Here is a 26,152-nt window from a genome sequence, read left to right on the forward strand (position 1 = left end):
CCGGCCGGCCCTCGCTCGGTCAGCCGCGGCTGACCGCGGGCCCCGTTCAGGGGCGCGGCAGCCCGGGCGGCGGCGTCGGGCTGGTCGCCCAGTCGGCCGGCGCCGGCCGCGCGGCGGTGGGCACCTGCCAGCGGACCCGGGTACCGACCCCGCCGGGTCCCGGGCCGAACTCCATGTGCCCGCCAAGGTCCTGCGCCCGCCGGCGCAGGTTCGCCAGGCCACTGGTGACGCTGGCCCCGCCCGGGCCGACGCCGTCATCGTGCACCTCGACCAGGACGTCGTCGTCGGTCGCGCGGACCAGCACCTGCACCCGGGTGGCCCGCGAATGCCGGGCGATGTTCGACAGCGCCTCTCGTAGTGCCGCCAGCAGGTGCGGGTGGACCACCACCGGTACCCGCTCGGCGTGCCCCTCGATCCGCACCGCCGGGCGCAGGCCGACGGAGTGCTCCGCCTGACCGGCGATCCGTTCGATCTCGGCCCGCAGCGCCGCGCCGTCCGGCGTCGGTGAGCTCAACGAGAAGATCGTGTGCCGTAGCTCGGTGATCGTCTGGTCGAGCTCGCCGACCACCTCCTCGACCCGGCCCGCCATGGCAGCCGGCATCGACCGGGTCATCCCCTGCAGCTGCAGACCGGTGGCGAACAGCCGCTGGATCACCACGTCGTGCAGGTCGCGCGCGATCCGGTCCCGGTCCTCGAACACCGCGAGCCGCTCCCGGTCACGCTGCAGCCGGTTGAGCTCCAGCGTGAGCGCCGCCTGACCGGCGAACGCCGTCGCCATCCGCAGGTCCAGCTCGCCGAACGGGGTGACGCCCCCGGCCCGGCCCGGCCCGTCAGCCACCGGCTCGGGGGCGTAGTCGTCACCGCCGCCGGGCGTCGCGAGCAGCAGCCCGCCGACCGCGCGGCCAGCGGCGACCATCGGCACCACCATCACGCACGCGAGCGCCAGTTCCGCCGCCGCCGGCCCGATCAGGTCGACCAGCTCGGCCCCGGTGACCACCCGCGCCCGCCCGACCCGCATCGCCTCGACGAGCGGGCTGCGCTCGACCGGCAGGTTGCGCCCGCACAGCCGGTCGGCCCCCGAGCCGTCCGCGTTCGTGACGACCACCCCGGCCGCCGGGTCGGGGATGACGATCGCGGCCAGGCAGGCCGCGGTGGCCTGCCGGGCCCGGCTCGCCACCAGGTCCAGCGCGGCCCACGGCTCGGGCACCGCCACGAGCGCCGCGGTGATCTCGCCGCTGGCCGCGTGCCAGGCCTGCTGGCGGCGGGCCTCGTCGCGCAGCCGCGAGTTCTCGATCGCGATGCCGACCGCCGCCGCGAACGCCATCACCAGGTCCTCGTCCTGGCTGGTGAACGGGCCGCCGCCGCGTCTGCCGCCGAGGTAGAGATCGCCGAGGGCCGTCCCGCGGATCGTGACCGGCACGCTGAGGAACGCGCCGAACGCCGGATGCCCCGGCGGGAAGGCGCCGGTCCGCGACGCACCAGCCGCCTCTCCGTCGCACCCGGACCAGGACTCGCGCAACGCGGCGCCGAGCGGCCCGCGGCCACGCGGCAGCCGCCCGGCCCGGGCCAGCGCGGCCGCGTCGAGCCCGACCGCCACCAGGTCGCGGACCCGGCCGTCGGGCGCGAGCACGCCGATCGCGCCGAACTGGGCGTCGGCGAGCCGGCAGGCCGACTCGGCCGCGCACCGCAGCGTCGCCCCGAGGCTCGACTCCTGGGCGACGGCCGCGAGCGCGTCCGCGAGGCCACGCATCCGGTCGTGCGCGGCGAGGGCGTCACCGACCCGGTCGCCGAGCTGGTGGAGCATCCGCTCGACCCGCTCCTCGAACCCCGGTCCGGCGGCGGTGCGCCCGCCGGCGCCCGGCCGCTGCCGGGCAGGCACCCAGACCGCCGCGGTGGCGGGGTCCGATGCCGTCGCGCGAGGCGGGGCCGGGCCGCCGGAGCCGACCGGCGCCGCCGCTGGCTGCGTCCCGCCCGCGAGGCGCCCACCGGTGGAGGCCTGGGCCGCGACCGCCGCGGGGACGGGTGGCCCGGGCTGCCCGGCCTCGCTGGTCACCGTTCCACCACCTTCACCCCATCGTGGCCGGCGCGCCGGACGACAGCAGCCCGGACGGCGCTGGCCCGGCCGGATCTGGACAGCCGGAAACAGGCCGCTCTGCCCAGCACAATACGACGTCACGCCCGGCCCAAAGCCCCACCATCGCGACGGAGGGCGACCAGAAGGTACCCGAACGATGTCGTCAGGCCTGGTAGCTGCCCGAAAGCCTCACGCGGCGCGCCGGACGGCCCAACTTTCCGGCACCGAGGTGCCGCCCGGACCGGCCAACGGCGGTCAGCGCTGCGGGTGGGCCGGCGCGGCGCATCAACGGCCGGCGCGGCGCCGTCGAGGCGAGCCGGCGGCGCGAGCGACCCCTTGGGAGCGCGATGCCGTCCGCCACGTCGACGGTAGAGGTCGTCTCCCGGCCCGGGTGGCGCCATCAGAATTTCTCTGAAAATAGCCTTTGTCTGCTTCCACCGTGACTGCGCCCTCCCCCAGCCCGCTGTCAGCATCACGGAGGCCAGCCGAGCCGACGCGGACGGTCACGTCGTGGCAGGTAGACGAGGCCAACCCGACGCGGACTGACGTGTCCCCACCACGCGGAACGGCGGTAGCCAGCCGCCCGTCGGCGCGCTGCCCACCTCAGCGGCCGGCGAGGCGACGGTCCGGCCTCCTGGGGGCCCGATGCCGGCCGCCCCGGCCGCCGCCGACCTGCGTGGCTTCCCGCGCCTCGGGTCGCGCCCCGACCCGGTCGTCACGGTCCACCGACCACCGGCCCGGAGCTGGCCCGGCCGCCGCCGGGACAGCCGCGAACGCCGGCCGCCGCTCGGCCGCCCGGGCCGGGCCGGGCTTGCCGATGTTGAACTTCCCGTTGAAGATCACGGCCAGGATGTGGAACCGCCGGATCAGGAAGTGGTGGACCGACAGGGTGATCACGAACGTCAGCACCGTGATCAGCAGCAGCTTCGGCCAGTGCGCGTTGACGCCGATCCCCAGCAGCGCGGCGAGCGCGTAGATCGTCACATAGTGGAACAGGTAGACGCTGTAGGCCGCGTCCGCGCCGTAGCGCAGGATCGGCCGTTCCTGGGTCACGAGCCGCCCGAAGACCGCGAAGAGGTTCGCCACGACGGCCAGCGCGAAGACTGACCGGACGAGTGCGTCCCCCAGCTCCGTCCCCAGCGGCGCGACCAGTCGGAGCTCCGCGACGGCCAGCAGGCAGCCCGAGGCGACCAGCAGCACCGGTGCCGGCCGGCTGAACGCCGGCAGCACCCGCTGGCCGTCGAGGAACAGCGCCATGCCAACGACGAAGAAAGGCAGGTACCGCAGCGTCGCGTCGACCACGTAGTCGGCGGGCGTCGTCTCGATCAGCGGGCGCAGCGCCAGCAGGTAGCCGCCCTGCAGCACCAGGGTCGCCAGCAGGACGAAGGCGATCAGCGCCGCCATCGTCCAGGGCCTGCTCGCGGCGACCCGGCCGAACGCGCGGGTCGTGAACAGCCGGGTCAGCGCGGCGAACACGACGGGCGAGCACAGCGTGTAGACCAGCAGCGACACGAGGAACCACAGCTGCAGGTGCCAGGTCATCGGGCCGGCCGGGTGGGCCACCCGGTGGCCGAGCAGGTAGTCGACCAGGCCGATCCGCGGGTTGTACTGGTTGTACATGAGCCATCGGGCGACCGGGTTGAGCAGCACCAGCACCGCGACGAGCGGCACCCCGATCGACAGCAGCCGCCGCCGCACCATCAGGCCCGCGCCGTAACGCAGCACCAGCATGCTGGAGAAGAACCCGGAGACCAGGAAGAACCCGTTCATCCGGAACAGCCCGGACAGGTGCGCGATCAGCCGGAAGACCCGGTCGTCGCCGAGCGCCGCGTGGACGAAGACGCCCATGAACATCAGCGCGGCCCGCAACGCGTCCAGGTAGTGGTAGCGCACGGGCGCCGCCGTGCGCCGGGCCCTCGCGGCCGGAGCCTGGGCCGCCGTCACCCGCCCACCACGCCGACTCGGTCTCCTCGCGTTCACGCGCGCCGCCACGGCGCGCCGTCCAGGCCGTGCCAGCCACAGGTTCCAGGCATCTCCGAAGAATGACTAAAGACGCTTTTACCACGATTTCGCCCTACATTGACCGAGCGAGCACACTACGGACACCCTGCGGACCTGGTACGGGACGAGCCCACGGCAGCCGGCCTGCGGCCAGAGACGCGACCGCGCCCGGACGCCGAGGTCGCCTCCCGCGGGCGGGCGCGGGCCTGGCTGCGCCAGCCGCGCCCCGCGGGCGGAGCTCGCCGACCGGGCCGGACGGGCGCCTCGCACCGTCCCCCCGGGACCACCCGGTGACGATGCGCGTAACGCGGAGGAACGGCACTTTCAAGACCCGTCGACCGGTTGTGGTACTACGCACATTTCGGCGACAGAGCCGGCCGGAGATGCCCGCCCACCTGGGTCGACGTGGCACCGAATCGGCCCCGTGCACGCGGCGCCGGCGACCCGCGCAGGCCGCCCGTCCAGGCCGTCAGCGCCGCGCCCACGCCCGCCGCGGCCCTGACTGCCCTGCAAGGGCGACCGCCAAAAGGCCTGTATGGCATGGGTTTTCTCGGCCCCCGGCAGCGCCCGAAAGTGACCTGCGCCACCCAGCCGGACACTCTGGCGGGTCGAGGCGGGCGCCAAGCTCGGCGACCTCCGGTAGCCGAGACCTGACCGATCGCACACGACAGGCCGCCCGGAGGTATTCGGACGTCCGCGTTCCGGAACCCTTGTCATCCGGTCGAGAGACGTCTACGTTCCTCCGTTAACGAGACGAGACGGGTTCGTTTCCACGCAGCGGTGTACCGGTGGCTTACCGGACAAGTGCGCCGTGTTCGCACGAATCACCCGGGGGCTACTCGGCTCAACCTGGTCGGACCGACGGCCGGCGTGCCCACAGTGGCGCCGTGGCCGCGGTCCTCCGCACGCCTGTCCGCATCACTCGCAGGAGACGGTATGCCCAGTCAGCCCACCGTTCTACTCACCAGTAACAGGATCAACCTGTCTCGCAACACCCGGACGGAGGCGGTTCGATGAGCGCGGGCGTCCCCGTTCTTCCCGGTCGCGACCTGGAGCCGCAGCCATTCGGCCCAGGCTGGCCGGCCTACTGGCGTCAGGACGCGGCCTGCCGCGACGGTGACCCGGACGCGTTCTTCCCGCCGGACGGCCGCAACACCAAGGCACGGGCCGCCGCCGAGACCCGGGCCCGCAAGATCTGCTCGACCTGCGCCGTGCGCCGGCCGTGTCTGGCCACCGCGATCTTCCGTCAGGAGGAGCACGGCGTGTGGGGCGGCCTCACCTCGGACCAGCGGACGAACCTCATCCCCCGGGGCCGGATCTCCGCCGAGGACGCCCTGCTCATCGCGGACCGGCTGCTGCCGGCGGCCGCCGTCGCCGCCGGCTGACCGGCCGGCCGGGCGCCGATCACCACCCGTCCCACAGGGTGCCCGTCCCGGCAGGCGCCGAGCAAGACTGATCACCAGCACCACTCGTCACTGATCCCTCGCGGTTCCCGCACCACCCGCCGGCCGTTCGGCCGGACGGCACCCCCGACCCCCGGAGGCGGCGCCCCGGGAGGCCGGTGCCGGTCCGGCCGCGCGACCCGCGGACCGGGCGGCGCTCACGACGCCCGACACCTGGCGGTCTCCGGCCCGGTATCCACCCGCACCCCGCGTGGATACCGGGCCTTCCCCGTAGTGAACGTTCGGAATAGCCTTGTCTGGGCCGTCCGCCACCGCTGCCGCCGTACGCCCTACCACCGCGCCCAGCATCACGGCGCCCAGAGCACCAGCGCGCCGAGGAGGAGACCCGTGTTCGGTGGCCGAGGCGGCGAGCCCTGGACGGCGTGGTGGTGAACGGCGGCCGGCGCCTCATGCTGCTACGACACGCCAAGTCCGACTGGGCCGACGCGGTGACACCGGACGCGAAACGACCGCTGTCGCCGGACGGCCGCGAGGCCTGCGTGCTGGTCGCCGCGCACTTCACCGCCGAGCACCTCGCGCCCGACCTCATCCTGTGCTCGTCCGCGCTGCGGACCCGCCAGACCGTGCAGCGGATCGCGGCCGCGCTGCCGCCCGACGTGCCGGTGCTCACCGAGGACCGGCTCTACCTCGCCGGCCCCGACGAGCTGCTGGGCCGGCTGCGCGAGGTCGACGACGGCGTGCCGAGCCTGCTGCTGGTCGGGCACAACCCGGGCATCCACGCGCTCGCCGTCGGGCTGCTGGCGCAGCCCGACCGGGCGCTCATCCCGACCTTCCCGACCGCGGCCCTCGCCGTGCTGGACCTGGGCACCCGGCGCTGGGCCGAGCTCGGCCCAGCCAGCACCCGCTTCGGCTCGTTCGTCACCCCGCGCAGCCTGCGGCACGCGTCCTGACGCCCGACCGGGGTCAGTAGGCCTGCTCCATGATCCGGGACACCAGGCCGACCGCCCCGCCGACGACGATGGCGGCGCCGGTGAGGAACCAGAGCACGACGGAGCCGGTCGGCAGTGCGAAGCAGCCGAGCACGAAACCGGCGATGATCAGCATGACGGCCAGCCACGATCCGCCGTTCGCCCGGCGATGGCCACCGGCCGGCCGCGGGGACAGGCCCGCGCCGGGCAGGGCCGGCCCCGCGTCGGCCCGCGGCCGCTCCGTCGTCCGCATGTCCCGCTCCGTGCGCACCACCGTGCCACACTCCCGGTCCCGGTCCGCGTGACGGCTGGAACCATCCGCCCGCGCCGCGTCGGGGCCCGGCCGTCCGCCGGCCGGGCCGTCTTCCGGGATACTTCCCCACTCGGGCCCGGTCCGCACCCGCACGGCGGGCCAGCCCCTCGCGACCGGCGCCGGCCCAGGCGGGCTGACGCGCGGGGCGCCCGGTGGCCGGGCACCCCGCGCGTCCGGGCTCAGGCGAAGCCGGCGATCCGGCGCAGGTCCGTCAGCTGGTCGCTCAGCCAGCGGGCGACGTCATGGGTGCGGACCTGTTCCGCGGCGGCCGCGAGCCGGCGGTGCCGCTCCTCCAGCGGCATGGTCAGCGCGCTGTAGAACGCGTCGGCCATCTGCTGCAGGTCGAACGGGTGCAGGGTCACGGCGTGCTCGCCGAGTTCCTCGTGCGCGCCGGCGGTCTCGGACAGCGCGAGCACCCCGCCGCGGCCGTTGACGACCGCGACCTCCTTGGCGACCAGGTTCATCCCGTCGGCGATCGCGTTGACGACGAGCACGTCGCAGATCGAGTAGGCCGCGATCGCCAACGCGAAGTCCTCGACCATCCGCAGGTCGATCGGCTGGCGGCCGTCCTTGGTGAACCGGGCGTTGATCTCCGCGACCACCCCGCCGATCAGGGCGATGTAGTCGGCGTACTCGGGGACGTCGGTCCTGCTCGGCTGCAACAGCGCCAGGAAGCTCACCTTGCCGACGAGCTCGGGGTGCTGCTCCAGCAGGGTGCGGAACGCCTGGAACCCGCGCACGACGTTCTTGCTCGGGTCGGTCCGGTCGACCCGCAGCATCAGCTGCCGGTCGTCGCCGAGGAAGATGTAGCGCAGCATCGAGACGTGAGCGGCCACGTCCTCGCTGGCCAGTGTCGCGTCCAGGGCCGCCGGGTCGACTGAGATCGGGTAGTACCGTGCTCGGACCACCCGGTCGCCGACGTTGATCGTCATCGCGTCCAGGTCGATCGGCAGGCCGAGCAGCTCGCTGGCACACAGGACGAAGTTGCGGGCGTAGCGGCGGGTGTGGAACCCGACCACGTCCGACCCGAGCAGCCCGGTGAGCAGCCGCTCCCGGATGTCGGCCGGCAGCACCCGCCACTCGTCCGGCCCCGGCCACGGGATGTGGACGAAATGGGTGAGAACGACGTCCGGGCACTGCTGGCGGACATGCTCGGCGACCAGGTAGAAGTGGTAGTCCTGCAGCAGGACCAGTGCTTTCCCGCCGCGGGCTCGGACCTCGTCGGCCACCGCGTCGGCATACGCCCGGTTGACGGCGGCGTAGCCGTTCTCGAAGGCCTCGTGCTCGGCCTGGGTGAAGTCGGGCGAATATGCCCGGCCGTAGAGCCCGTGCTGGATGAACCAAAGGATCGGGTTCGACCAGACGGAGTAGAAGTCGGCGTAGGCGAACGGGTCGGTCTCGACGATCCGGATCTTGATCGACGGCCCGTCGGCTGGCTTGTTCGAGCCTCCGTCGGAGCTGGGGTCGCCGAACGCGGAGTCGACGAGGTGCGGAACCGGCAGGGTCTGCACGTGCAGCGCCTTGCCGGCGGCCTCGCGGGCCACGACGGCGTCCTCCTCGGTCGCCGCGCCGCAGACCCAGACGGCGTCGTCGAGATGTTCGGCCAGGCCGGACAGCGCGGAGACCAGTCCGCCCGCGCCACGGTTCACGGTCCGGCCAGCGCTGTCCCGGCCAAAGCTGACCGGGCCTCGGTTGGACAACAGCACCAGCGGCAGGTCGAGCACATCGGTGTGCGCCACGTGGGGACGGCCCTCCTGGTGGTTTTCAAGGAGCATTGCCCCGTCACCCGAGATCCGCCGCTACGGCGCTCCCCCGGGAACGAAGGGGTGGCTCACTCAACGGTTCGTTTTCCACGGCCAACAGGGCGCCGACGGTTCCTCGGCGCAGCCCCCCGGGTGCCCCTCGCGCGGCGACGCCTGCCCGGGGACCACAGCTGCGCATATGCCGAAAGAGGGCTAGCCACCGGCCCGTTGCCCACCCTAGGCCGCCGATCACGCACAGGTCCGTCCGTGATCGTTCCGGCAGGCGGGCGGGGTTCCCGGCAGCGAACTGGCCCCGAACAAGTGGGCTCCTGCGCGCCCCGCCCCGGCAGTGCCGACCAGGGCTGAGGGCGCCTCAGTCTGTCAGCTTCCTGCTCGAGGCTCCTTCCCGGCGCGCGGGGCCGGCCGGGGCGGCGCGGGCGTTCGGGCACCGCCGAGCGGACCGCCCCCGACCGGCTTCGGCCCGGGGCGGGGGCCGCGCGACAAGCGATCAGACGAGGCATCAGACAGGCGATCAGCTGCACGGGTAACAATTCGGACTCTAGTCGGGGCCGAGCCGTCGCGCACCGTGTCGCGGCGCCGCTAGCCGGTTGTTACCCAAGCCTTCACACGGCTATGCCCACCGCCAGCGGCAGCGTCCGGTCACCTGTGGCGCACGCGACATCCCGACCGCCAGTCCCGGCCGCTCCGTCCCTAGCCTCTGGGCCCCGGCGCGCGCGGGCCCGGGAGTCCCCGCCAGGCGTCACAGGCTGTCGCGGTAGTCGCGGACCTCCTGGACCGCGGAACCGAGCGACGCCAGTGAGTGCGCCAGCGTGTCGCGGGTGTCGACCAGCGCGCTGGTGAGGAGTTCGACGGCATGATGCTCGCTGCCGTCGGTCGCGGCTATCACCATCGCCTGCGCCTCCTCCAGCAGGGTCAACGCCCCTTCCAGCTGGCCGGCGACCTCCTCGGCGCGCCGGAACGCCTCGTCCAGCTGTGCCTTGACCTCCGCGATCGAGCCTGACACCCGTGCCCGTTCCCTTCCACCGCCCGGTCCGAACCCCCGACCTTCCCCGACCGGCCATGCCTGGCCGCCGGGCCTGCCCCGCGCTTTGGCTCCGGCCCTGGTACTCCGGCGCCTGACTCATCGGGCCCTCGTACGCGGGCCCGGTGCGCGCCGCTGTCGCGTCGACGGCTAGCGACGCCGGCCCGCCGGCCCCCGTGCGGCCGGTTTCTCCGGTTTCGGGGCGCCGAAACCGAGCCCGAACCGGATCGCGGCGGCGAGCGCCACCAGCGACGCGACGATCCCCAGCGGTTCGATCGGCGCCAGCCGCAGGGTCGCCAGCACCACCGCTCCGGCGGTACCGGCGGCCAGCAACGCCGAGCGCACCGCGGCCTTCGCCCCGCCGCCCTCCGTGCCGACGCTGACCAGGGCGCCTCCGACAACCAACGCCCCGAGCACGCAGGGCAGCCCGGTCGCGGCGAAGAACACCCGCCCGACCGCGACGACCACGGCGACCAGCAGGCAGCCGCCAGCCGTCACGAGGCCGACCGACAGCGACGACGACGCCCCGCGCACGCCGCGCAGCTCGGCCGAGGAGGCCAGCGCTCGCAGGCACAGCTGCCGGGCCCGCTCCAGCTCCGCCGGCAGGTTCACCGCCCCGTCCCGCTCGGCCACCGCGGCCCCGCCGCCACCGATCGCGACCGGTGGGGCGGCGTCGCCGCGTCGCCGCCGCGGCGACGGGCTGTTCTGGCCACGCCGGCTGTCCCGGCCCAGCGCCGGCCGGGGCCGAGTGGCCTCCGGCGCCGGCTCGTCCTCGAAGCCGATGCCGGGAAGCGCTCCCGGCACCGGGGCGTGGTCCCGCACCTGGTGAAGCTCCGTCACCCCGAACTGGGCGAGCGTCTCGGCGACCTGTCGCCACACGTCCTGAACGCGGTCCCGCACGTCGCCGGCCGCGTCCCGGTACCGCTCGGCCTGGACCAGCGCGTCCTCGCGGCCGGCCTGGGCCAGCGCGTCCCGCTCGCCACGGGTACGGTCGGCCTCGCCGAGCAGCTCCGCGAACCTACGGGCCGCCAGGCGCGGGTCCATCGGCCCGGCGTCGGCGCCTGTGCCGGGCCCCTGACCCCGCAACGGCGTAGGAACCGAGGGCACGGCCGGCAGGTAGGCCGGCCGGCCTTTCTCACCCCATCCACCGGTCTGGGCCGGGACGTCCGGGCCCGGGCCGCCGCCCCGGTGGCCGGGGCCGCCGGGACCGGTGCCGCTGGACGATCCGGGCAGGTCCGCGAGATCGTCGCCGCCGGTGCGGCCCGCGCCGAGGCTCTCGGGCGACACCGGGCGAGGCGGCTCGCCACCCGCGCCCAGGCGGCCGGGGGGCAGGCCCGCAGGGGGCCGCGGCGCACGCACCGACGGGCGCGGCGCGGCCGGGATGTCCGGGAACCACGGCGCGATCCGGTCCTGGTCAGCCACTGGCCCCACTCCGTCCTGGCTTGGGCACGCCGGCGGCGCCCGGCTGCCCCGTCGTGGGCCACCCGGCCATGTCCCGCCGGGCCGGGGCGCCCCACGCGGGTTCGCTCCCGCCTGTGCCCGGTGTCCCGCCGTACCCCGCCAGCCGGTGCGGATCGGCGTCGGGGCCGCCGCGGGCGATGTCGAGCGGCGCGAAGGGCACCAGGGCGCGCGGTTCGCCGTGGGCGTGCCGGTCGAACAGCACGGCCCGGTTCGTCGTGGTCCCGGCGGCGACCGTGCGATGGCCGGCGAGGGCGAACAGCTCGCTGCCGGGCACGCCGGCCGCCACCCAGGCGGCGAAATCGTCGCGGTGCCCGGGCCCGAGGTCATCCAGCAGCCGCGACGGGCTGCGCCACCAGCCGAGCACATGCACCCGGACGGCCGGGCCGCGCCGGGCCGCCTGCCGCAGGTCGTCCAGCCCGGTGCGGCGGCCCGAGCCGCTGGGCGCCTCCAGCGCTGCCCGGCCTGCGTCGGCGGCGAACAGCACGAGCAGCCGCAGCGGGAACGGCGCGCCGGGATGCCCGGATGCGGCGCCGTGGCCGCCGTCCTCCTCCCGCCGGCCGACCTCGGCGGCGGTCTCGGTGACGACGCCGGCGAGGCCGGTCAGGCCGGTGACGGTCACGGCGGTGCCGGCCGCGTGCAGGGCGGCGGCCAGGTCGTCGACGGCGCCGCGCTCCGCCGGCCCGGCCGCGACCAGGTCGACCCGCAGCCCACCCGGCGCGCACTGCGCCGCGACGCTGCGCACGGCGGCCTGCAGCACACCGACCGCCTCGCGGCGCAGCGGGCCGAGCACCGCCAGGTTGCGGCCCGGCTGCGCGGACAGCGTGACCCCGACCGCGGGCGGCGCCAGATCCAGCGGAGCGCCCACGAACGCCAGCGGGTCACCGCCGCCGGAACCGGGGCGCAGCTGGGCGAACGCCGAGTTGGTGTCCAGCAGGGCCGGCGCGTGACCGACGAACACCCGCGGCGGGGTGGGATCGTCGACGGTCGCGGCGAGCGCCTTCGCCAGCCGCGGCCGCAGCGTCGCCAGCGTCTCCGGGTCGGGGCGGGCGACCCGGATCAGCTCGTTGCCGGCCGGGTGGCCGTTGCGGCGGTTCACCACCGCCTGGCCGACGCCCGACAGCGCGCCCGCTGCCTCGTTGTTCGTCGACAGCAGCACCCTGGACTCGCTGATCGAGGTGCGCAGCGCGACCCGCAGGGCGAACTGCCCGAAGATCGAGCCGCGTTTGCCGGCGGTCGCGTCGAGCGCGTCGATACCCGAGAGGGTCTGGCTGGCCAGCAGCAGGTGGATGCCGTACGCCCGGCCCTGGCGGGCGATCGCCTCCAGGTGCGCGACCGCCTCCCGGGCGACCGGGTCGAGCGGCGTGAGCATCACCTGGAACTCGTCGATGACCACCAGGATCCGGGGCCAGGCGCCCCGGCCGGAGCGGGTGCTCCCCCGGGCACCGCCGCCGGGGCCCGCCGGGCCGTCGACGCCGACGGCGGCCCGCAGGCCCCGCAGGTCCCGGGCGCCCGCGGCGCGCATCGCCACCGCCCGCCGGGACATCTCGGCGCGGACGTGACGCAGCACCGCCACGCCGAACTCGCGGTCGCTGTCCATCCCGACCGTGTCGGCGTGCGGCAGGAAGAAGCCGTCCCGCTCGCTCGGTCCGAACTGCGCGAACTCCAGGCCCTCCTTGAAGTCGAGCAGATGAAGGCGCAGCTGGTCAGGGCCGTAGCGGGCCGCGAGGCCGTAGATCATGGTGAGGAGCAGGGTGGACTTGCCGGCGCCGGCCTGCCCGCCGACGAGGGCGTGGACGGTGTCGTCGTCGAAGCCGAGCACGCAGGGGCCGTCCGGACCGAATCCGACGGGGACCGCGATCCCGGCGGCCGAGTCGTCCTCCCACAGCCCGTCGGGCAGCAGCGCGCCGAGACCGGGAGCCGTCGCGGCGGCGGTGGTGGCGACCGCCGCGACGCCGGCCGCGACGGCGGCGACCAGCTCGGCCGGCGGCGGCCCGTCGAGCACGGCGTGCAGGCCGGGGGCCAGCGAACAGCTCCAGCTCGCGCCGTCCGGCCCGTCGGCGCTCAGCGCGACCTCGTTCGGCAGCGGGCCGGCGGGCGCCCGCCCGGTCGCCGGCGCGTCGGGGGTCTCCGGCTCCGTGACCGCGAGGACGTGCACTCCGCAGCTCGGGCCCTGCCCGGCGAGGCCGAGCAGCGCGCGGGCCGACTCGTCGGGCAGTGACGGCCAGGCCAGCAGCACCAGCAGCCGCCACGGCTCCGACCGCGGCAGGCCCGCGTCCTCCCGCTCACGCAGGTTTGCGAACGAGCCGCCGAGCCGGTCGACGGTGATCCGCCCGACGTGGCCGGACAGCTCCGTCACCGCTGTCTCCAGCGCGGTCCGGGCGGTCAGCGTCGGGCCGATGACCCGGGCGGCGCGCAGCGGCGCGAACCCCGCGAGGCCGGCGCCCAGCTCGGACGGGTCGTAGACCGTCAGCTCGACCCGGCCGGGCGGCACGGTCGCCAGCACCCGGGTCAGCAGGCCGCGGACCAGGTCGACGGCCTCACTGCGCCGGGGGCGTGGGGCGGTGACCCGCAGGTTGCCGCCGTCGAGCAGCGGGAGCGCCAACGGCACGGCGCGCCCGCCGCCGGGGACCAGCACCCGGCCCACCCGCCACAGCCCGGGCCGGAACCCCCCGCCGGCGGTCAGCCCGGGCGCCGTGGCGACGGCCGACCAGGCGGCCGCGCTCCAGCCCGCGCCAGCGAGGCCGGGTGCCTGGCCGTAGACAAGCTCGGTGGCCTCGTCGAAGGCTGGCGCGAGGCCGGTGGCCGCGCCGGCGCCGTTCTGTGCCGGTGCCCCGGCGAGCCGCTCGGCCTGCGCGTCCAGCCGGTCCGCGACCGCGAGCGCCGCGGCGAGGGAAGACTGGACCGCCGTCGCGAGCGCGCGTGCCCGCCGGCTGCCCGACACCGCGAACCTCCCCGTTTCCCAGTCCGATGGCGCGCCGGCGCCGGCCGCGCCGGCCGCCGGCCGCCGGCCCCCCGGGCGGCCCCCAACGTCAACACTCCACGCTAGCCAGAAAGTTAGACCTCCAGGCGCCTTTCCCCGACTGGGGGTGTCTATCCCCCAGTCGGGACGACGCCGGACATGCGGAGGTTGTCCTGGGTCCGGTGCCCGCGCTCCATGCCGCGGCCCCTTGCGCCGCGGCCGGCGGGTCCCGGGGCCGCCCGCTCGGCTGCCGTCCTCGGCCCCACCGTCCTCGGCCCCACCGTGGTCGGGCGCCGCCCGAGGAGATGGCGCTGTGTCGAGACCGTACCGGACTGCGCCGGGCGGTGACCGTCTGGCCGGCCGGGTACCGATGTGTCCCGGCGTACGCCCTGGCCGGCCCGGCGGCGGGCCCTCGCCCGCGGCCTGGCCGAGACCGAGACCACGGCCGCCGCGCCCACCCCGGGGCCGGAGGCACCGGGTGCAACCGGCCAGTATGGAATGAAGCGGGTGGCCGGCGTCGGGCCGGGCGGAGGAGGGTGAGCGTGGACGAGGCGGGCCAGGTGGTCGACGCCGCGGCGGTGGCGCCGCGGCCGCTGGCGGTGATCGACGTGGACGGCGTGGTCGCGGACGTCCGGCACCGGCTCGGGTTCCTGCGCCAGCGGCCCGGCGACTGGGACGCGTTCTTCGCCGCGGCGACGGCGGACCCGCCGCTGCCGCAGGGCGTCGACCTGGTGCTGGGGCTCGCCGCCGAGCACGACGTGGTGTGGCTGACCGGGCGGCCCGAGCGGTCCCGGGCCGACACCGAGGAGTGGCTGCTGGCCCAGGGCCTGCCCGTCGGGACGCTGCGGATGCGGCCCGACGACGACCGCCGCTCGGCCCGGGTCTTCAAGCGCGCCGAGCTGCGCCGGCTCGGCCGGACCCGGAGGGTCGCCGTGGTCGTCGACGACGACCCGGCCGTGGTCACGCTGCTGCAGGACGACGGCTGGCCCGTCGTGCACGCCGACTGGCTGCCCTACGAGAACACCCTGCGCAACGCCCAGGAGGTCGAGGGCCGCACCTGAGACCGCCGCGGGCGCCGGCGGGCTACTTGCTGGTGCTGCGGCGGTAGGTGCGGACGGCCAGCGGGCCGAAGACGGTGATGATGCCGACGCTCCAGGCGACCGACGAGAGCAGGGGGGTCGCCACCGGGCCGCCCTGGAACAGCGCCCGCGACGCGTCGATGGTCACCGACACCGGCTGGTGCTTGGCGAAGGCCTGCGGCCAGCCGGGCATCGTGCCGACCGGCGCGAAACCGGAGCTGGCGAAGACCAGCGGGAAGACCCAGATGATCCCGCCCGACTGGGCCGCCTCGGGGCTGCTCACCGCCATCCCGATGGTCGCCGGGATCCATGCGTACGAGAACAGCAGCAGCACCGCGAAGCCGCCGACGACACCGGCGGCCGTCGTGTGGTGGAACCGGAACCCGGCCGCGAGCCCTACTGCGAGCATCAGCAGCAGGACGAACGTGTTGCGGACCAGGTCCGACAGGGTCCGGCCGGCCAGCAGCGCCGACCGGGACATGGGCAGCGAACGAAACCGGTCGAGCAGGCCGTTCTGCTTGTCCGTGGCGAGCCCGATGCCGGTCAGCATCGCGCCGAAGACGACGGTCTGCGCAGGATGCGGACCGCCGTCGTCTTTCCCGCGCCGTTGGGACCCAGCAGACCGTGCACGGTGCCCCTGTCCACCGTCAGGTCGAGCCCGGCCAGGGCCTGGTTGGGCCCGTAGCTCTTGTGGACCCCCTCCATCAGGACAGCGTCGTCGGAGAGGGCGGGCGGATGGCTGTCGCTCACGCGCGCATCGTAATGGGCGGATGCGACATCTCGGGTCGCGTGAACGTCCATCCGACGCAACCGGTGACACCGGGCTACGGGCCTCCGGCGCCGTCCGCGCCAGGCCTCCAGGTCACGGCCCGCGGGCCGGCGACGCCGGGCCTCAGGCCGAGTCGCGCCGCGCGCGGCGGCCGGCGAGCTCGTCGCCGGGATGGGTCGCCAGCGGCTGGCCGAGCCGCTCCGACGGCAGCGAGGCCAGCTGGCCACGCATGTCCTGCACCGCCCGGCCGACCGCGATCGCGAAAACGCCCTGGCCACCGCGGACCAGGTCGATCACCTGGTCGTCGGAGGTGCACTCGTAGACGGTCGACCCGTCGCTGATCAGCGTCAGCTCGGCGAGGTCGTCGACACCGCGGGAGCGGACGTGGTCGGCGGCGGACCGGATGTTCTGCAGCGAGACGCCCGCCTCCAGCAGCTTGCGTACGACCCGCAGGACCAGGATGTCCCGGAACGAGTAGAGCCGCTGGCTGCCGGACCCGGTCGCGCCGCGCACGCTCGGCACGACGAGCCCGGTACGGGCCCAGTAGTCCAGCTGCCGGTAGGTGATGCCGGCTGCTGCGCACGCCGTCGGGCCGCGGTAGCCGACGTCGTCACCGGGCGGCCCGGGCAGCTCGTCCGGGAAGAGCTCACCCTGCTCGATCATCGCCGTCTCGTTCCCGGTCGCCACGCCGCCCCCGACTCTCCACCGCACCCGTCCCCGCACCGCGACGACTGCCAGCGGCCTCGCGGCGAGAGAGACCCTCGCCGCGCCGAAGGCGGGACCAGCCGCACCGTCGGACCTCCCGTCGCCGCCAGCCCGCAGGCGGACCTTGGCCTTCGCGACACGCCCACGCGGGCGCGCCACCCCTGCTGGCCGGGCCTCCCCCGCGTGGCGCGGCCACTCCGGCCGACGGCCGGCCCCCAAGCCGGGCATTGCGGCGCCGGGCCCGATGCGGACCCCTCGACCGTAGGAGCGCCGCTCCGTGGCTTCAACGATCCAGTTCGGCGTGTCTCCCGTCCAGCCGACAGAACTCCTCTACCGGCTGGACGAACCCAAATCGCCCCTCAAGCACGCCCAAACAACTGCAATCCGCCCACGACGTACACAGCAGCGGCGTCTAGGATCGAAGCCTGCGTGGAGCTGGCTACCGACACGACTACCTGTCTGCCCAACCTGCTGCCGACAGCGCACCGGCCACCCAGCCGTCAAGCTGATTTCAGCGTACGCCAGCCATCTCGCACAGAAGGGCACAATGCCAACCGGTCCCACCGCCTGACGAAGACGGGGACCGTGGCACACCAAGGCTGAAAGCGGCCGGCCGCCCGGGCTGGGTGACCGGCCGTCACGAACCCGGGGTGTTGAAATCCTCCGGAGAGATCGTGTCGAGGAACTCGCGGAACTTCTCGAGCTCGTTCTCCTGCTCCTGTTCCTGCTCTTCGGGCACGGTGATCCCGGCCTCGGCGAGTACCGCCTCGACGCCGTAGACCGGGGCGCCCATCCGCATCGCCAGCGCGATCGCGTCCGACGGACGGGCCGAGACCTCGACGCCGTTGGCGAACCGGAGCGTGGCGAAGAACACGCCGTCCTGCAGGTCGGTGATCGTGACCTGGGCGAGCTCGGTCTGCAGGGCCCGCAGCACGTCCCGCATGAGGTCGTGGGTCATCGGGCGGGCCGTGGTGATGCCCTCCTGCGCGAACGCGATCGCCGTGGCCTCGACCGCGCCGATCCAGATGGGCAGGTAACGCTCGCCGCCGACCTCCTTGAGCAGGACGATCGGCTGCTTCGAGGGAAGCTCGACTCGCACTCCGACGATGTCCAGCCGATGCACCGATCTACCTCCTCGCGCGGATGCCCGGGGAGCCACCCCCGCCCACACCCACATCAACCCGGACGGCCACCCCAACGCCGGGCCTGCCTCGCCTGCTTAGGGAGGCGGCCCCGAACCGCCGGTACCGGAGACGGCCCAGAACCTCGGCTGGTTCCCATCCGGGCAACGGCCCCGGCTGGTCTGGACCCGGGACGCCCCCGGACCCCCGGCAGTTCCCGATCCGGGGGACGGCCCCCGGACCCCCGGCAGTTCCCGATCCGGGGGACGGCCCCCGGACCCCCGGCGTGTGGGACCAAAACCCCACTCTGGAGACAGTATCTCCGCCGCGACCCGCCCGTCAGCGCGCCCGCCAGTTCGGCCAGCCAAGCACACCCCGGACAGCGCGGCCCACGCGGGGCCGGGTCGCCCCTGACCGGCCGGGCGACCCGATCCAGGTCAGGCCAGCGCAGGGCGGGCGCCAACCGTCAGCGCGGCCCCGAGCCCAGCCGGGCCCGCAGCAGCGCCGCGTGCAGCCGGACCAGCAGCAGCGCGAGCTCGTCAACGGAGTCGCGCGGCAGGTCGTCGTCGCCCGCGGCGGCGCCGGCGCTGCGCGGGGCTCGCAACGGCGCGACCGCGGCCTCGATCAGGCCCGCCTCCCGGTCGGCCGCGGCCCGGGCGGCCCGCAGATGGCGTGCCTGGACGCCATGCGCGGCCAGCAGGCCGACCGTCCGGGCCACGACGAGCGCGTCGGCGTCGTAGTAGCCACCGCCGGACACCGCGCGCAGCAGACCGTGGTGCTCGAGCTCGGCGAGCGCCACCTCGTCCAGGCCGCTCGCGGCGAGCAGCTCCCGGCGCGACATCCGGACCCGCTCGGCCCCGAGCAGCACGTCCAGCCCGGTGGCCGGCGGGGTGGCGGGCACCGCGCGCGGCCCGGCTGGAGCGGCCGGCGGGGCCTCACCCCGGTCCATCGCCGCCAGCTCGTCCTTGATCACCCGAAGCGGCAGGTAACGCTCCCGCTGGGCGTGCAGGACGTAGCCGAGCCGGGCCACGTCGCCAGCCGAGTACTTGCGGTAGTTCGCGCTGGTCCTGGCCGGCTCGACGAGGCCCTCGGCCTCCAGGTAACGGATCTTGGACAGTGTGATGTCCGGGTAGTCCACCCGAAGCCGGTCGAGCACCTCGCCGATGTTCAGGACCTTGGCGGCCATCCGCGCGTCCGACTCGGCGTCCGGAATCGGGCGCGCGCCGGCCCGCCCGGGCCGGCCCGGGCGCTGCGGGCCGCCGCCGGGCCCGAGCGCCGGTGCCGCGGCGGCCGCGGCGGCGGACAGCCGGGAACTCACCGCTGGCCCCCTCGCCTCACAACGGACCTCCCCCCGGGTAGGGGGACCCCGTCAGGAACACCAGCCGGAACTTGCCGATCTGCACCTCGTCTCCGCTGGAGAGATCGGCGGCGTCGATGCGCTCCCGGTTCAGGTAGGTGCCGTTCAGGCTGCCGACGTCGCGCACCGTGAAGCCCTTGGTGTAGGGCGACCGCAGGAACTCCGCGTGCCGACGGGAGACGGTCACGTCGTCGAGGAAGATATCGCTCTCCGGGTGCCGGCCGGCCGTGGTCAGGTCCGCGTCGAGAAGGAACCGGCTGCCCGCGTTCGGGCCTCGCTTGACCACGAGCAGCGCCGAGCCGGGAGGTAGCGCGTCGACGGCCGCGACCGCCTCCCGCTCGCCCGCGTCCTCAGCCTGGTCCGGGTCAAGGCGGTGCAGCGCCGCGGTCGCCAGGTTCAGGGTCGACGTCTGTGGCTCCACGGGCCGCTCGGGCGCGACCGGCTCGCCGGGGCGTACCAGAGGGGACCCGCACCGCGCGCAGTACAGCGCGTCGGGTGGGTTGTGCTGTCCGCACCTGGTGCAGAACACGGTCGCGTCCGCCTCCTGCCGGCGCCCGCGGGCGCGGGCCACCGGCCGCTCGTGCCACCGGCGCGGTGGCGAGAACGTTGTCTTCCCAATCCGAGGGGGTCGCCGAGCCATGCCGCCCACCCCCCACACAGGTCGCTGGGCACGGGCGCCGGGCCAGCCCCGCCGCCGCGCGGTGTCCACACCGCACGGCCAGGTAACCGGAGAGCGCCGCACCGCCTACTGATGCACACCGAGGCTAGTGCATCAGGGGCAGGCTCGTGAAAAGGGTGCGACAACAGATCTCGGCGTGGCGCCGAGATCTTCCCCTCTCGGGCGGCGACGGAGCGACCCGTACCACCAGGTGAGATCACGCAGTGTGATCAACTGTGGGCGTGCCGGACCACGCCAGGCCCCCGGGCCTCTCCTCGGCGCGTCCGCGGTCGATCAGCCTGCGCCCAAATGTCGCGTATCCGACATCGGGTCGGCCGGGTCACACTCGTACGGCCGACCACGCCGGGCGGCTGGGCCTGGGCGCCCGGCCGGGCGCTCAGGTGCTCTGGACGTGCGCCTTGTAGCCGGCCGCGTCGAGCAGCTCGCCGAGGGCGGCCTGGTCGGACACCGTGACCTCGATCAGCCAGCCTTCGCCGTACGGGTCGGAGTTGACCAGCTCGGGCGACCCGTCGAGCGCCTCGTTGCGGGCCACCACCTCGCCCGAGGCGGGCGCGTACACGTCCGAGACGCTCTTGGTCGACTCGACCTCGCCGAACGGCTCGCCGGCGGCGACCTGCGCACCGACCTCCGGCAGCGACACGTACACGATGTCGCCCAGCGCCTCCTGCGCGTACGAGGTGATGCCCACCCGCAGCGTCTCCCCCGCCAGGCGGACCCATTCGTGCTCACGCGAGTACTTCAGGTCCTCCGGGTACACCGCGTCACCGGCCATCGTGTCCCCTCCCATACGCGCAACCACCTCCAGCCTGTCCGCGGCCCGGCCCAACCGGGCCACCGCCGTCCCGCCCCGCCCCGCCCTGCCCAGGCGGATCCACACGCCCCGCCACGGCCGCCGGATCAGCCGGCCGGCCGGGTCGCCGGGCTCGGCACCCTGCGCACCGCGCGGATCTCGGCCCGGTCGGTCTCGGCGACCCGGGCCTCGGCGCCGTCTCGGGCTGCCACCGTATCGAGCACGCCGCCGGGGAAGCGCATCGCCTCCGCCAACGTGTGCGGGTCGCCGACGACGACCAGGCGGTACGGCGCCCGGGCGGCGACGCCGTCGACGAGCAGCCCGCCTCCGGGCCCGTCCACGATGTAGCTCTCGGCGACCAGCCGGACCCCGGCGAGCTCGATCGCCTCCGCCCCGGCGTCGCGCAGCTCCTGCAACGCGTCGACGAAGACGTCCGCGCCGACGTTGCCCCGCGGGTCGGTGACGGTCATCGTGATGCCGGGGCCGGCGACCGGTACGGCCCCGGCGAGCACGGCGAGGGTGCTCGCGCGGGCGGCGGCGGTCGCGGGCGAGTCCGGGTCGGGCGCGGCGGCGGCCAGCGTGGCGCGTTCGCCCTGCAGCCGGTCGAGCTGGCCGGACAGCCTCCGGTTCTCGGCGCCGGCGGTGGCGAGCTGGTCGACCAGCCCGGCCGTCGTCGTGCCGGCGGGCGCCGCCCGGCCCGCCGCGGAGATCGTCACCGGGATCGCGAACCCGCTGGCGGCGAGCAGCACGGCCACGGCCGCGCGCGCCGCCGGCCGGGCCCTGGTTCGCGGCGCGTCGCCCGGCGCGGCCCGGGGCGCCGGTATCGCGGCGCCAGGCGGCAGCTCGGGCTCGCCCACCACCGGGCCGGTGCGGTCCACGGGGCGCTCCTCAGACCCGGAACATGTGGCGGCGCAGCGCCGTCGCGTTGGTGAAGATCCTGATGCCGAACACGACGACGACCGCGGTCGTGAGCGCGCCGCCGACGCCGAGCCGGTCGCCGACGGCCACCAGCGCCACCGCAACGCCGGCGTTCGTCAGGAACGACACCACGAACACCAGGTCGTCGAAGACCCGTTCCAGCGCGGCGCGCAGGCCACCGGCCAGCGCGTCCAGCGCGGCGACCACGGCGACGGGCAGATACGGCGCGAGCCAGCCGGGCGCGGTCGGCATCACCAGGAAGCCAGCGACGAGACCGGCCGTGAGTGCGAGCACCGGGACCAGCCAGGGCGATGCCAGCCGTGCCACCCCACTGGTCCGGCGCCGGGCCGGTGGGGCCACGACACCGGGCTTCGCGGCCTGAGGCCCCGCTGGGCCAGGCTCCGTGGCCCCGGGCGGAGGGCCGCCGGGCGCGGGCGGGGCGGAACCGCCGGGGGGCGGGCCGGCCGGATCGTCGGGGCGGGTCACGGCGCGATCACTGGCTGAGCCTCCTCGCGAGTCGGGGCGCCGTCGCCGGCGCGGCAGGCACGGTCAGCACGCGGGCCGTGGTGGCGGCGAGCAAACGCACGCCCGGCAGCCGGTCGTCGGCCAGGAGCCGGCCTGGCCGGGAGCCGAAGAAGGCGGCGAGCAGGCCTGCTGGCGTCCCGAGGGCGTCGATCCGGTACGGCGAGGCGACGGGCTGGAAGTCGACGAGGATCGCGCCACCGGCGGTCCGGATCGGGCTCGTTGCCGAAAGCCGGATGCCGTCGATGGCGATCGCCGTCGCGTGCCCGGCCCACAGGGCGTTGACCACAGTGGCGAGGTCGTGGTCGGTGAGCCCGTCGACGCCGCGCTGGCCGCTTCCGCGCGGACCGGTGCCCGGGCCGTCGTCGGCGGCGTCGGCGAGCTGGACGCGCAGGCCCGGGCCGCTCGCCGCGACCGCGCCGGCGGCGGGCCCGAGTACGCGGAGCGCCTCGGCGGTGGACCGCTCGGACGCGGTGTCGCGGGCGACGTCGGCGCGGGCGGCCGCGACGGTGGACCGCAGCCCCCGGACCTCGGCTGACTTCGCCGCGACGTCCGCCGCGCCGCGGTCGCGTTCGGCGGTCAGGGCCGCGTCCAGCCTGGCTCGGCCGGGCGCGCCGGCCCGCTGGGTCACGGCGGCCAAGGCCAGCAGCCCGGCCATGAGCGCGAGCGTGACGGCGACGAGCCTCGCCGGCGACCCACCCGTCGGGCGCGCCGGCGAGCCGCCGCGTCGCCGGTCGGCGGTCCCGGGATGCCGCCGGGGCCGGGACGCCCGGGCCCGCGCATAGGCGGGGTCGAGTGCCTGTGCCGCGACCGCCGCCAGTGGTCCCGGAAGCCGCCCGCCCGCGGGTGTGGCGGATCCAGGCGAAGGCACATCGGGCATTCTCACCGACGCCGGGGCCCGTACGGCGAGGCGCGCCCGGCCGCCCGCGATCACGTGTCGCCACGGTGTCGAAGCCCCCCGAAAGCCACCGCGGGCCGACGCCGCGCCCACGCCCAGGCGAACCCGGGCCGGGCGCTCAGCGAGCGGTGGCGTCCCGGTGGTCGGCCTCGACGATCGCGGCCCACCCGGCCAGCAGCGCGCATGCCTCGTCCCAGCTGCCCGCCTCGGCCCACAGGTGGGTGACGGCCTCGGCGGGGTCGGGCAGGACGAGAACCCAGGCGCCGTCCGGCCGCACGACCCGGACGCCGTCGGTGGTGTCGATGACGTGCCCGGCCGCGACGTCGACGGACTCCACGATGCGGCGCATCACCGTTCCCTTCGCCGCCCACGGGGTCGGCACCGAGCGGCGCACCACCGCCACCGGCGGGATCCGGGCGTCGATCGCGGACAGCGTCAGGCGGGTCCGCGCGACCAGCGCCAGCAGCCGGACGAACGCGGCGAACCCGTCGATGGCGGCACCGAACTCGGGCACCACGAAGCCGCCGCGGCCGTCCGCGGCGAATACCACCAGCGGGTCGCGCGCCACCCGCGGCAGGTCGGCCGCCGACAGCGAGGTGCGCCGCACCGACAGCCCGTGGAACCGGGTGATCTGCTCGGCGACCAGCGTCGTCGTGACCGGCACGGCCACGGCCGCGCCCCGGTTCTCCGCCGCCACCAGGTCCAGGAACACCAGCAGCGCCCGGTCGTCGTCGATCAGGTCGCCCCGCTCGTCGACGATGGTGATCCGCTCCCCCACCTGGTCGAACCGGACTCCGAAGGCGGCCCGGGAGCTCGCGACGAGGCCACCGAGGCGGCGGACGGCCTCGACGCGCCCGGCCTCGTGGGTGACGGCGGTGTCGTCGAGGCGGCCGTTGACGGTGAGGACGTCGACGCCGAGGCGGCCGAGCAGCGTCGGGAGCACCAGCGACGCGGCGCCGCCCGACGGGTCGATGACGACCTTGAGCGCCGCCTCGGCGACGCCGGAGGTGTCGATCCGGTCGAGCAGGTCCTGGGTGTACCGGTCGGCGGTCCGGGCCGGCAGCCGCAGGTCCCCGATCTCGCCGGGGAACGCGCGGCGGAACTCCTGCCGGGAGAAGACCCGGTCGAGCTTGCGCTGCGCGGCGGGCGAGAGGTCGTCACCGTCGGCGTCGAGGATGACGATGTCGATCCGCTCCGGGTCGCCCTCGGTGTTGTGGATCATGATGCCGCCGGCGGCATCGGAGGTGCGCACATCGAACCGGGCGACCGGCATCGCCGCGACCTCCAGGTCGCGGACGTCGATCGCGCTGGTGGTCAGCGCGCTGATCACCGCGCGTTTCAGCGCCCGGGCGGCGCGGGAGCCGTCGCGGGCGGTCGTGACGGTGGCGCCCTTGGGCAGGGTGGTGGCGTAGGCCGCCGCGAGCCGGACGGCGAGCTCCGGGGTGATCTCCGCGTTCACCAGGCCGGAGACACCGCGCGGGCCGAACAGCGAGCGCTGCCCGCGCGACTCCCAGATCACCGACGTGTTGACGACCGCGCCGGCCTCGATCGTCTTGTATGGGTAGATCCGCACGTCGTGGGAGATGAACGCCTCCTCCTCGACGACGCAGGCCTCCGCGACGACAGCGCCCTCCTCGACCCGGGCGGCGCGGCGCACGTCGGTGCCCTTGCCGATCACGCAGCCGCGCAGGTTCGTCCGCGGGCCGATCAGCGCGTTGTCACCGACGAGCGCCCGGTGCAGGAACGCGCCCTTCTTGATGACGACGTTGCTGCCGACGACGGTGAACTCGCGCAGCTCCGCGCCGGCCTCGACCTTGGAGTAGTCGCCGACGACGAGCGGGCCCTTGAGGACCGCGTCGGGGTGCACGTCGGTGTCCTGGCCGATCCAGACCCCGGGCGACACCTCGAAGCCGCCGATCTCGACGTCGACCTGCTGGTTGAGCACGTCGGCCTGGACCCGCTGGTAGTTCGCGATGGTGCCGACGTCCTCCCAGTAGCCGGAGACGACGTGGCCGAACACGGGGGCACCGGCCGCGACGAGGCGGGGGAACACGTCGGCGGACCAGTCGACCGGCTCGCCGGCCGGGACGTGGTCGAACACCTCCGGCTCCATGACGTAGATGCCGGTGTTGACCGTGTCGGAGAAGACCTGGCCCCAGGTGGGCTTCTCCAGGAACCGCGAGATCCGGCCGTCCTCGCCGGCGATGACGATCCCGAACTCCAGCGGGTCGGGCACCGACTTCAGGGCGACGGTGACCAGCGCGCCGTTCTTGCGGTGCTCGGCGACCAGCGCGGTCAGGTCGATGTCGGTCAGCGCGTCGCCGCTGATGACGAGGAACTGCTCGTCGCGCAGCGCCGCCTCGGCGTTCTTCACGCTGCCGGCGGTGCCGAGCGGGGTCGACTCGGTCGCGTACGACAGGTGCATGCCCAGCTCGTCGCCGTCGCCGAAGTAGGTGCGCACCATGGCCGCGAGGAACTGGACGGTCACCACCGTCTCGTCGAAGCCGTGCCGCTTGAGCAGCCGCAGCACGTGTTCCATGATCGGCCGGTTGACGACCGGGAGCAGCGGCTTGGGCGCGTTCGCGGTCAGCGGCCGCAGCCGGGTGCCCTCGCCGCCGGCCATGACGACCGCTCTCACGGCGGCCCTCCCGCCGGGGCCGGCCGGCCGCCCCCGGCCCGGCGGCGCCGGTCCCGGGCGATGCCGGCGACCTGGAACGCGTAGAGCAGGCCGGCCCACCAGTACATCGCGGTGCCCCAGATCGCGAACGCCCAGCCGAGCGGGCGGGCGGCGGTCGACAGCCAGCCGTGGCCGTCTGTGAGCAGCAGCAGCGGGAACGCGTAGAGCAGGTTGAAGGTGGCGGCCTTGCCCAGGTAGTGCACGGGCAGCGCGGTGCCGAGGCCCAGCCGGCGCATCGGCACCAGCAGCAGGAGGAGGAAGACGTCCCGGCCGATGATGACCACGGTGAGCCACCAGGGGATGTTGCCCCGGACGGTCAGCGCGACGATCGTGGCGAGGATGTAGAGCCGGTCGGCCAGCGGGTCGAGCAGGGCGCCGAGCCGGCTGGTCTGGTTCAGGGCCCGGGCCAGCCGGCCGTCCAGGTAGTCACTGACGCCGGCGAACATCAGGATGCCCAGCGCCACCCAGTCCGCGCGCGGGCCCAGCGCCACCCACAGGAAGACCGGGACGCCGACGAGCCGCAGCGTGGACAGCAGGTTCGGGATCGTGAGGATCCGGTCGGACGGCGCCGGCTCCCCGTCCGGGGACCCCCCGCCCGGGGGCGCGGGGGCGCCGCCGGAACCGTCGCCTGACGGGGCGGGAGCGCTCGCCATGCGCATCTCCTCACTCGTCAG

The 26,152-nt window shown here is 75.2% G+C and carries 20 protein-coding genes and 2 pseudogenes; 3 read left to right on the forward strand and 19 right to left on the reverse strand.

Features of this window, described 5'->3' with window-relative positions; translation table 11 throughout:
* Positions 1 to 46: 46 nt before the first annotated feature.
* Positions 47 to 2,053 carry a sensor histidine kinase gene (locus FRADC12_RS27615; protein WP_045878799.1) on the reverse strand — a complete coding sequence of 669 codons (2,007 nt, stop codon included), beginning with the start codon at positions 2,051 to 2,053 and terminating at the stop codon, positions 47 to 49.
* A 624-nt stretch (positions 2,054 to 2,677) separates the two neighbouring features.
* Entirely contained in the window at positions 2,678 to 4,018 is a 1,341-nt protein-coding gene (locus FRADC12_RS27620) for an acyltransferase family protein (RefSeq protein WP_052711227.1), read from the reverse strand.
* Between the two features lie 1,070 nt (positions 4,019 to 5,088).
* On the opposite strand from FRADC12_RS27620, the gene FRADC12_RS27625 reads away from it, so the two are divergent.
* Together FRADC12_RS27625 and FRADC12_RS27630 are read left to right on the forward strand one after the other, a co-directional pair.
* On the forward strand, positions 5,089 to 5,460 hold the full coding sequence (locus tag FRADC12_RS27625) for a WhiB family transcriptional regulator (protein WP_045878800.1): 372 nt from the start codon (positions 5,089 to 5,091) through the stop codon (positions 5,458 to 5,460).
* 467 nt (positions 5,461 to 5,927) lie between these two features.
* Positions 5,928 to 6,428: a SixA phosphatase family protein gene (locus tag FRADC12_RS27630; RefSeq protein ID WP_045880344.1), complete on the forward strand. Its 501-nt coding sequence runs from the start codon at positions 5,928 to 5,930 to the stop codon at positions 6,426 to 6,428.
* 13 nt (positions 6,429 to 6,441) lie between these two features.
* On the opposite strand, the gene FRADC12_RS32600 is transcribed toward FRADC12_RS27630, so the two are convergent.
* The 5 genes from FRADC12_RS32600 to FRADC12_RS27655 form a co-directional block, all read right to left on the reverse strand.
* Complete coding sequence (locus FRADC12_RS32600; RefSeq protein WP_045878801.1) at positions 6,442 to 6,852, reverse strand: hypothetical protein; 411 nt, start codon at positions 6,850 to 6,852, stop codon at positions 6,442 to 6,444.
* Between the two features lie 86 nt (positions 6,853 to 6,938).
* A complete protein-coding gene (locus tag FRADC12_RS27640; RefSeq protein ID WP_045880345.1) occupies positions 6,939 to 8,498 on the reverse strand; it encodes an alpha,alpha-trehalose-phosphate synthase (UDP-forming) in 1,560 nt (519 codons plus the stop codon).
* Positions 8,499 to 9,261: 763 nt separating this feature from the next.
* Positions 9,262 to 9,525, reverse strand: coding sequence for a hypothetical protein (locus tag FRADC12_RS27645; RefSeq protein ID WP_045878802.1), 264 nt, complete (start codon positions 9,523 to 9,525; stop codon positions 9,262 to 9,264).
* A 168-nt stretch (positions 9,526 to 9,693) separates the two neighbouring features.
* Positions 9,694 to 10,965, reverse strand: coding sequence for a hypothetical protein (locus FRADC12_RS27650; protein WP_045878803.1), 1,272 nt, complete (start codon positions 10,963 to 10,965; stop codon positions 9,694 to 9,696).
* Positions 10,958 to 13,945: an FtsK/SpoIIIE domain-containing protein gene (locus tag FRADC12_RS27655; RefSeq protein WP_045878804.1), complete on the reverse strand. Its 2,988-nt coding sequence runs from the start codon at positions 13,943 to 13,945 to the stop codon at positions 10,958 to 10,960. Before FRADC12_RS27655 ends, FRADC12_RS27650 begins: the two co-directional genes overlap by 8 nt.
* A 560-nt stretch (positions 13,946 to 14,505) precedes the next feature.
* Between FRADC12_RS27655 and FRADC12_RS27660 the strand changes: the two genes are divergently transcribed.
* The gene (locus FRADC12_RS27660; protein WP_045878805.1) at positions 14,506 to 15,024 is read left to right on the forward strand and encodes a phosphatase domain-containing protein; all 519 of its coding nucleotides are present in this window, start codon (positions 14,506 to 14,508) and stop codon (positions 15,022 to 15,024) included.
* 22 nt (positions 15,025 to 15,046) lie between these two features.
* On the opposite strand, the pseudogene FRADC12_RS27665 reads toward FRADC12_RS27660, so the two are convergent.
* From FRADC12_RS27665 to clsA, 12 genes and pseudogenes are all read right to left on the reverse strand, one after another.
* Positions 15,047 to 15,613 (reverse strand): annotated as a pseudogene (locus FRADC12_RS27665) (ABC transporter permease); the annotation flags it as partial.
* 2 nt (positions 15,614 to 15,615) lie between these two features.
* Positions 15,616 to 15,843, reverse strand: a pseudogene (locus FRADC12_RS31875) (ATP-binding cassette domain-containing protein); the annotation flags it as partial.
* 91 nt (positions 15,844 to 15,934) lie between these two features.
* A complete protein-coding gene (locus FRADC12_RS27670) occupies positions 15,935 to 16,474 on the reverse strand; it encodes a MerR family transcriptional regulator (protein WP_157489183.1) in 540 nt (179 codons plus the stop codon).
* A 679-nt stretch (positions 16,475 to 17,153) separates the two neighbouring features.
* On the reverse strand, positions 17,154 to 17,639 hold the full coding sequence (locus FRADC12_RS27675; RefSeq protein WP_045878806.1) for a bifunctional nuclease family protein: 486 nt from the start codon (positions 17,637 to 17,639) through the stop codon (positions 17,154 to 17,156).
* A gap of 464 nt (positions 17,640 to 18,103) precedes the next feature.
* The gene (ftsR, locus tag FRADC12_RS27680; RefSeq protein ID WP_045878807.1) at positions 18,104 to 18,955 is read right to left on the reverse strand and encodes a transcriptional regulator FtsR; all 852 of its coding nucleotides are present in this window, start codon (positions 18,953 to 18,955) and stop codon (positions 18,104 to 18,106) included.
* Between the two features lie 16 nt (positions 18,956 to 18,971).
* Positions 18,972 to 19,523: an FHA domain-containing protein gene (locus FRADC12_RS27685; protein ID WP_045880348.1), complete on the reverse strand. Its 552-nt coding sequence runs from the start codon at positions 19,521 to 19,523 to the stop codon at positions 18,972 to 18,974.
* Between the two features lie 526 nt (positions 19,524 to 20,049).
* On the reverse strand, positions 20,050 to 20,445 hold the full coding sequence (gcvH, locus tag FRADC12_RS27690) for a glycine cleavage system protein GcvH (protein WP_045878808.1): 396 nt from the start codon (positions 20,443 to 20,445) through the stop codon (positions 20,050 to 20,052).
* Between the two features lie 125 nt (positions 20,446 to 20,570).
* Positions 20,571 to 21,341 (reverse strand): DUF881 domain-containing protein, encoded by a 771-nt coding sequence (locus FRADC12_RS27695; protein WP_052711228.1) that lies wholly within the window; start codon positions 21,339 to 21,341, stop codon positions 20,571 to 20,573.
* Positions 21,342 to 21,351: 10 nt separating this feature from the next.
* Positions 21,352 to 21,708, reverse strand: a complete 357-nt coding sequence (locus FRADC12_RS27700) for a DUF1290 domain-containing protein (protein ID WP_502685295.1) — start codon at positions 21,706 to 21,708, stop codon at positions 21,352 to 21,354.
* A 166-nt stretch (positions 21,709 to 21,874) separates the two neighbouring features.
* Positions 21,875 to 22,774, reverse strand: coding sequence for a DUF881 domain-containing protein (locus FRADC12_RS27705; RefSeq protein WP_045880351.1), 900 nt, complete (start codon positions 22,772 to 22,774; stop codon positions 21,875 to 21,877).
* A gap of 145 nt (positions 22,775 to 22,919) precedes the next feature.
* Positions 22,920 to 25,424, reverse strand: coding sequence for a mannose-1-phosphate guanyltransferase (locus FRADC12_RS27710; protein WP_045878809.1), 2,505 nt, complete (start codon positions 25,422 to 25,424; stop codon positions 22,920 to 22,922).
* A gap of 11 nt (positions 25,425 to 25,435) precedes the next feature.
* The gene (gene clsA / locus FRADC12_RS27715; protein WP_232304086.1) at positions 25,436 to 26,131 is read right to left on the reverse strand and encodes a cardiolipin synthase ClsA; all 696 of its coding nucleotides are present in this window, start codon (positions 26,129 to 26,131) and stop codon (positions 25,436 to 25,438) included.
* Positions 26,132 to 26,152: the final 21 nt, after the last annotated feature.

This window comes from Pseudofrankia sp. DC12 (assembly GCF_000966285.1).
In the GTDB taxonomy this organism is placed as follows: Bacteria; Actinomycetota; Actinomycetes; order Frankiales; family Frankiaceae; genus Pseudofrankia.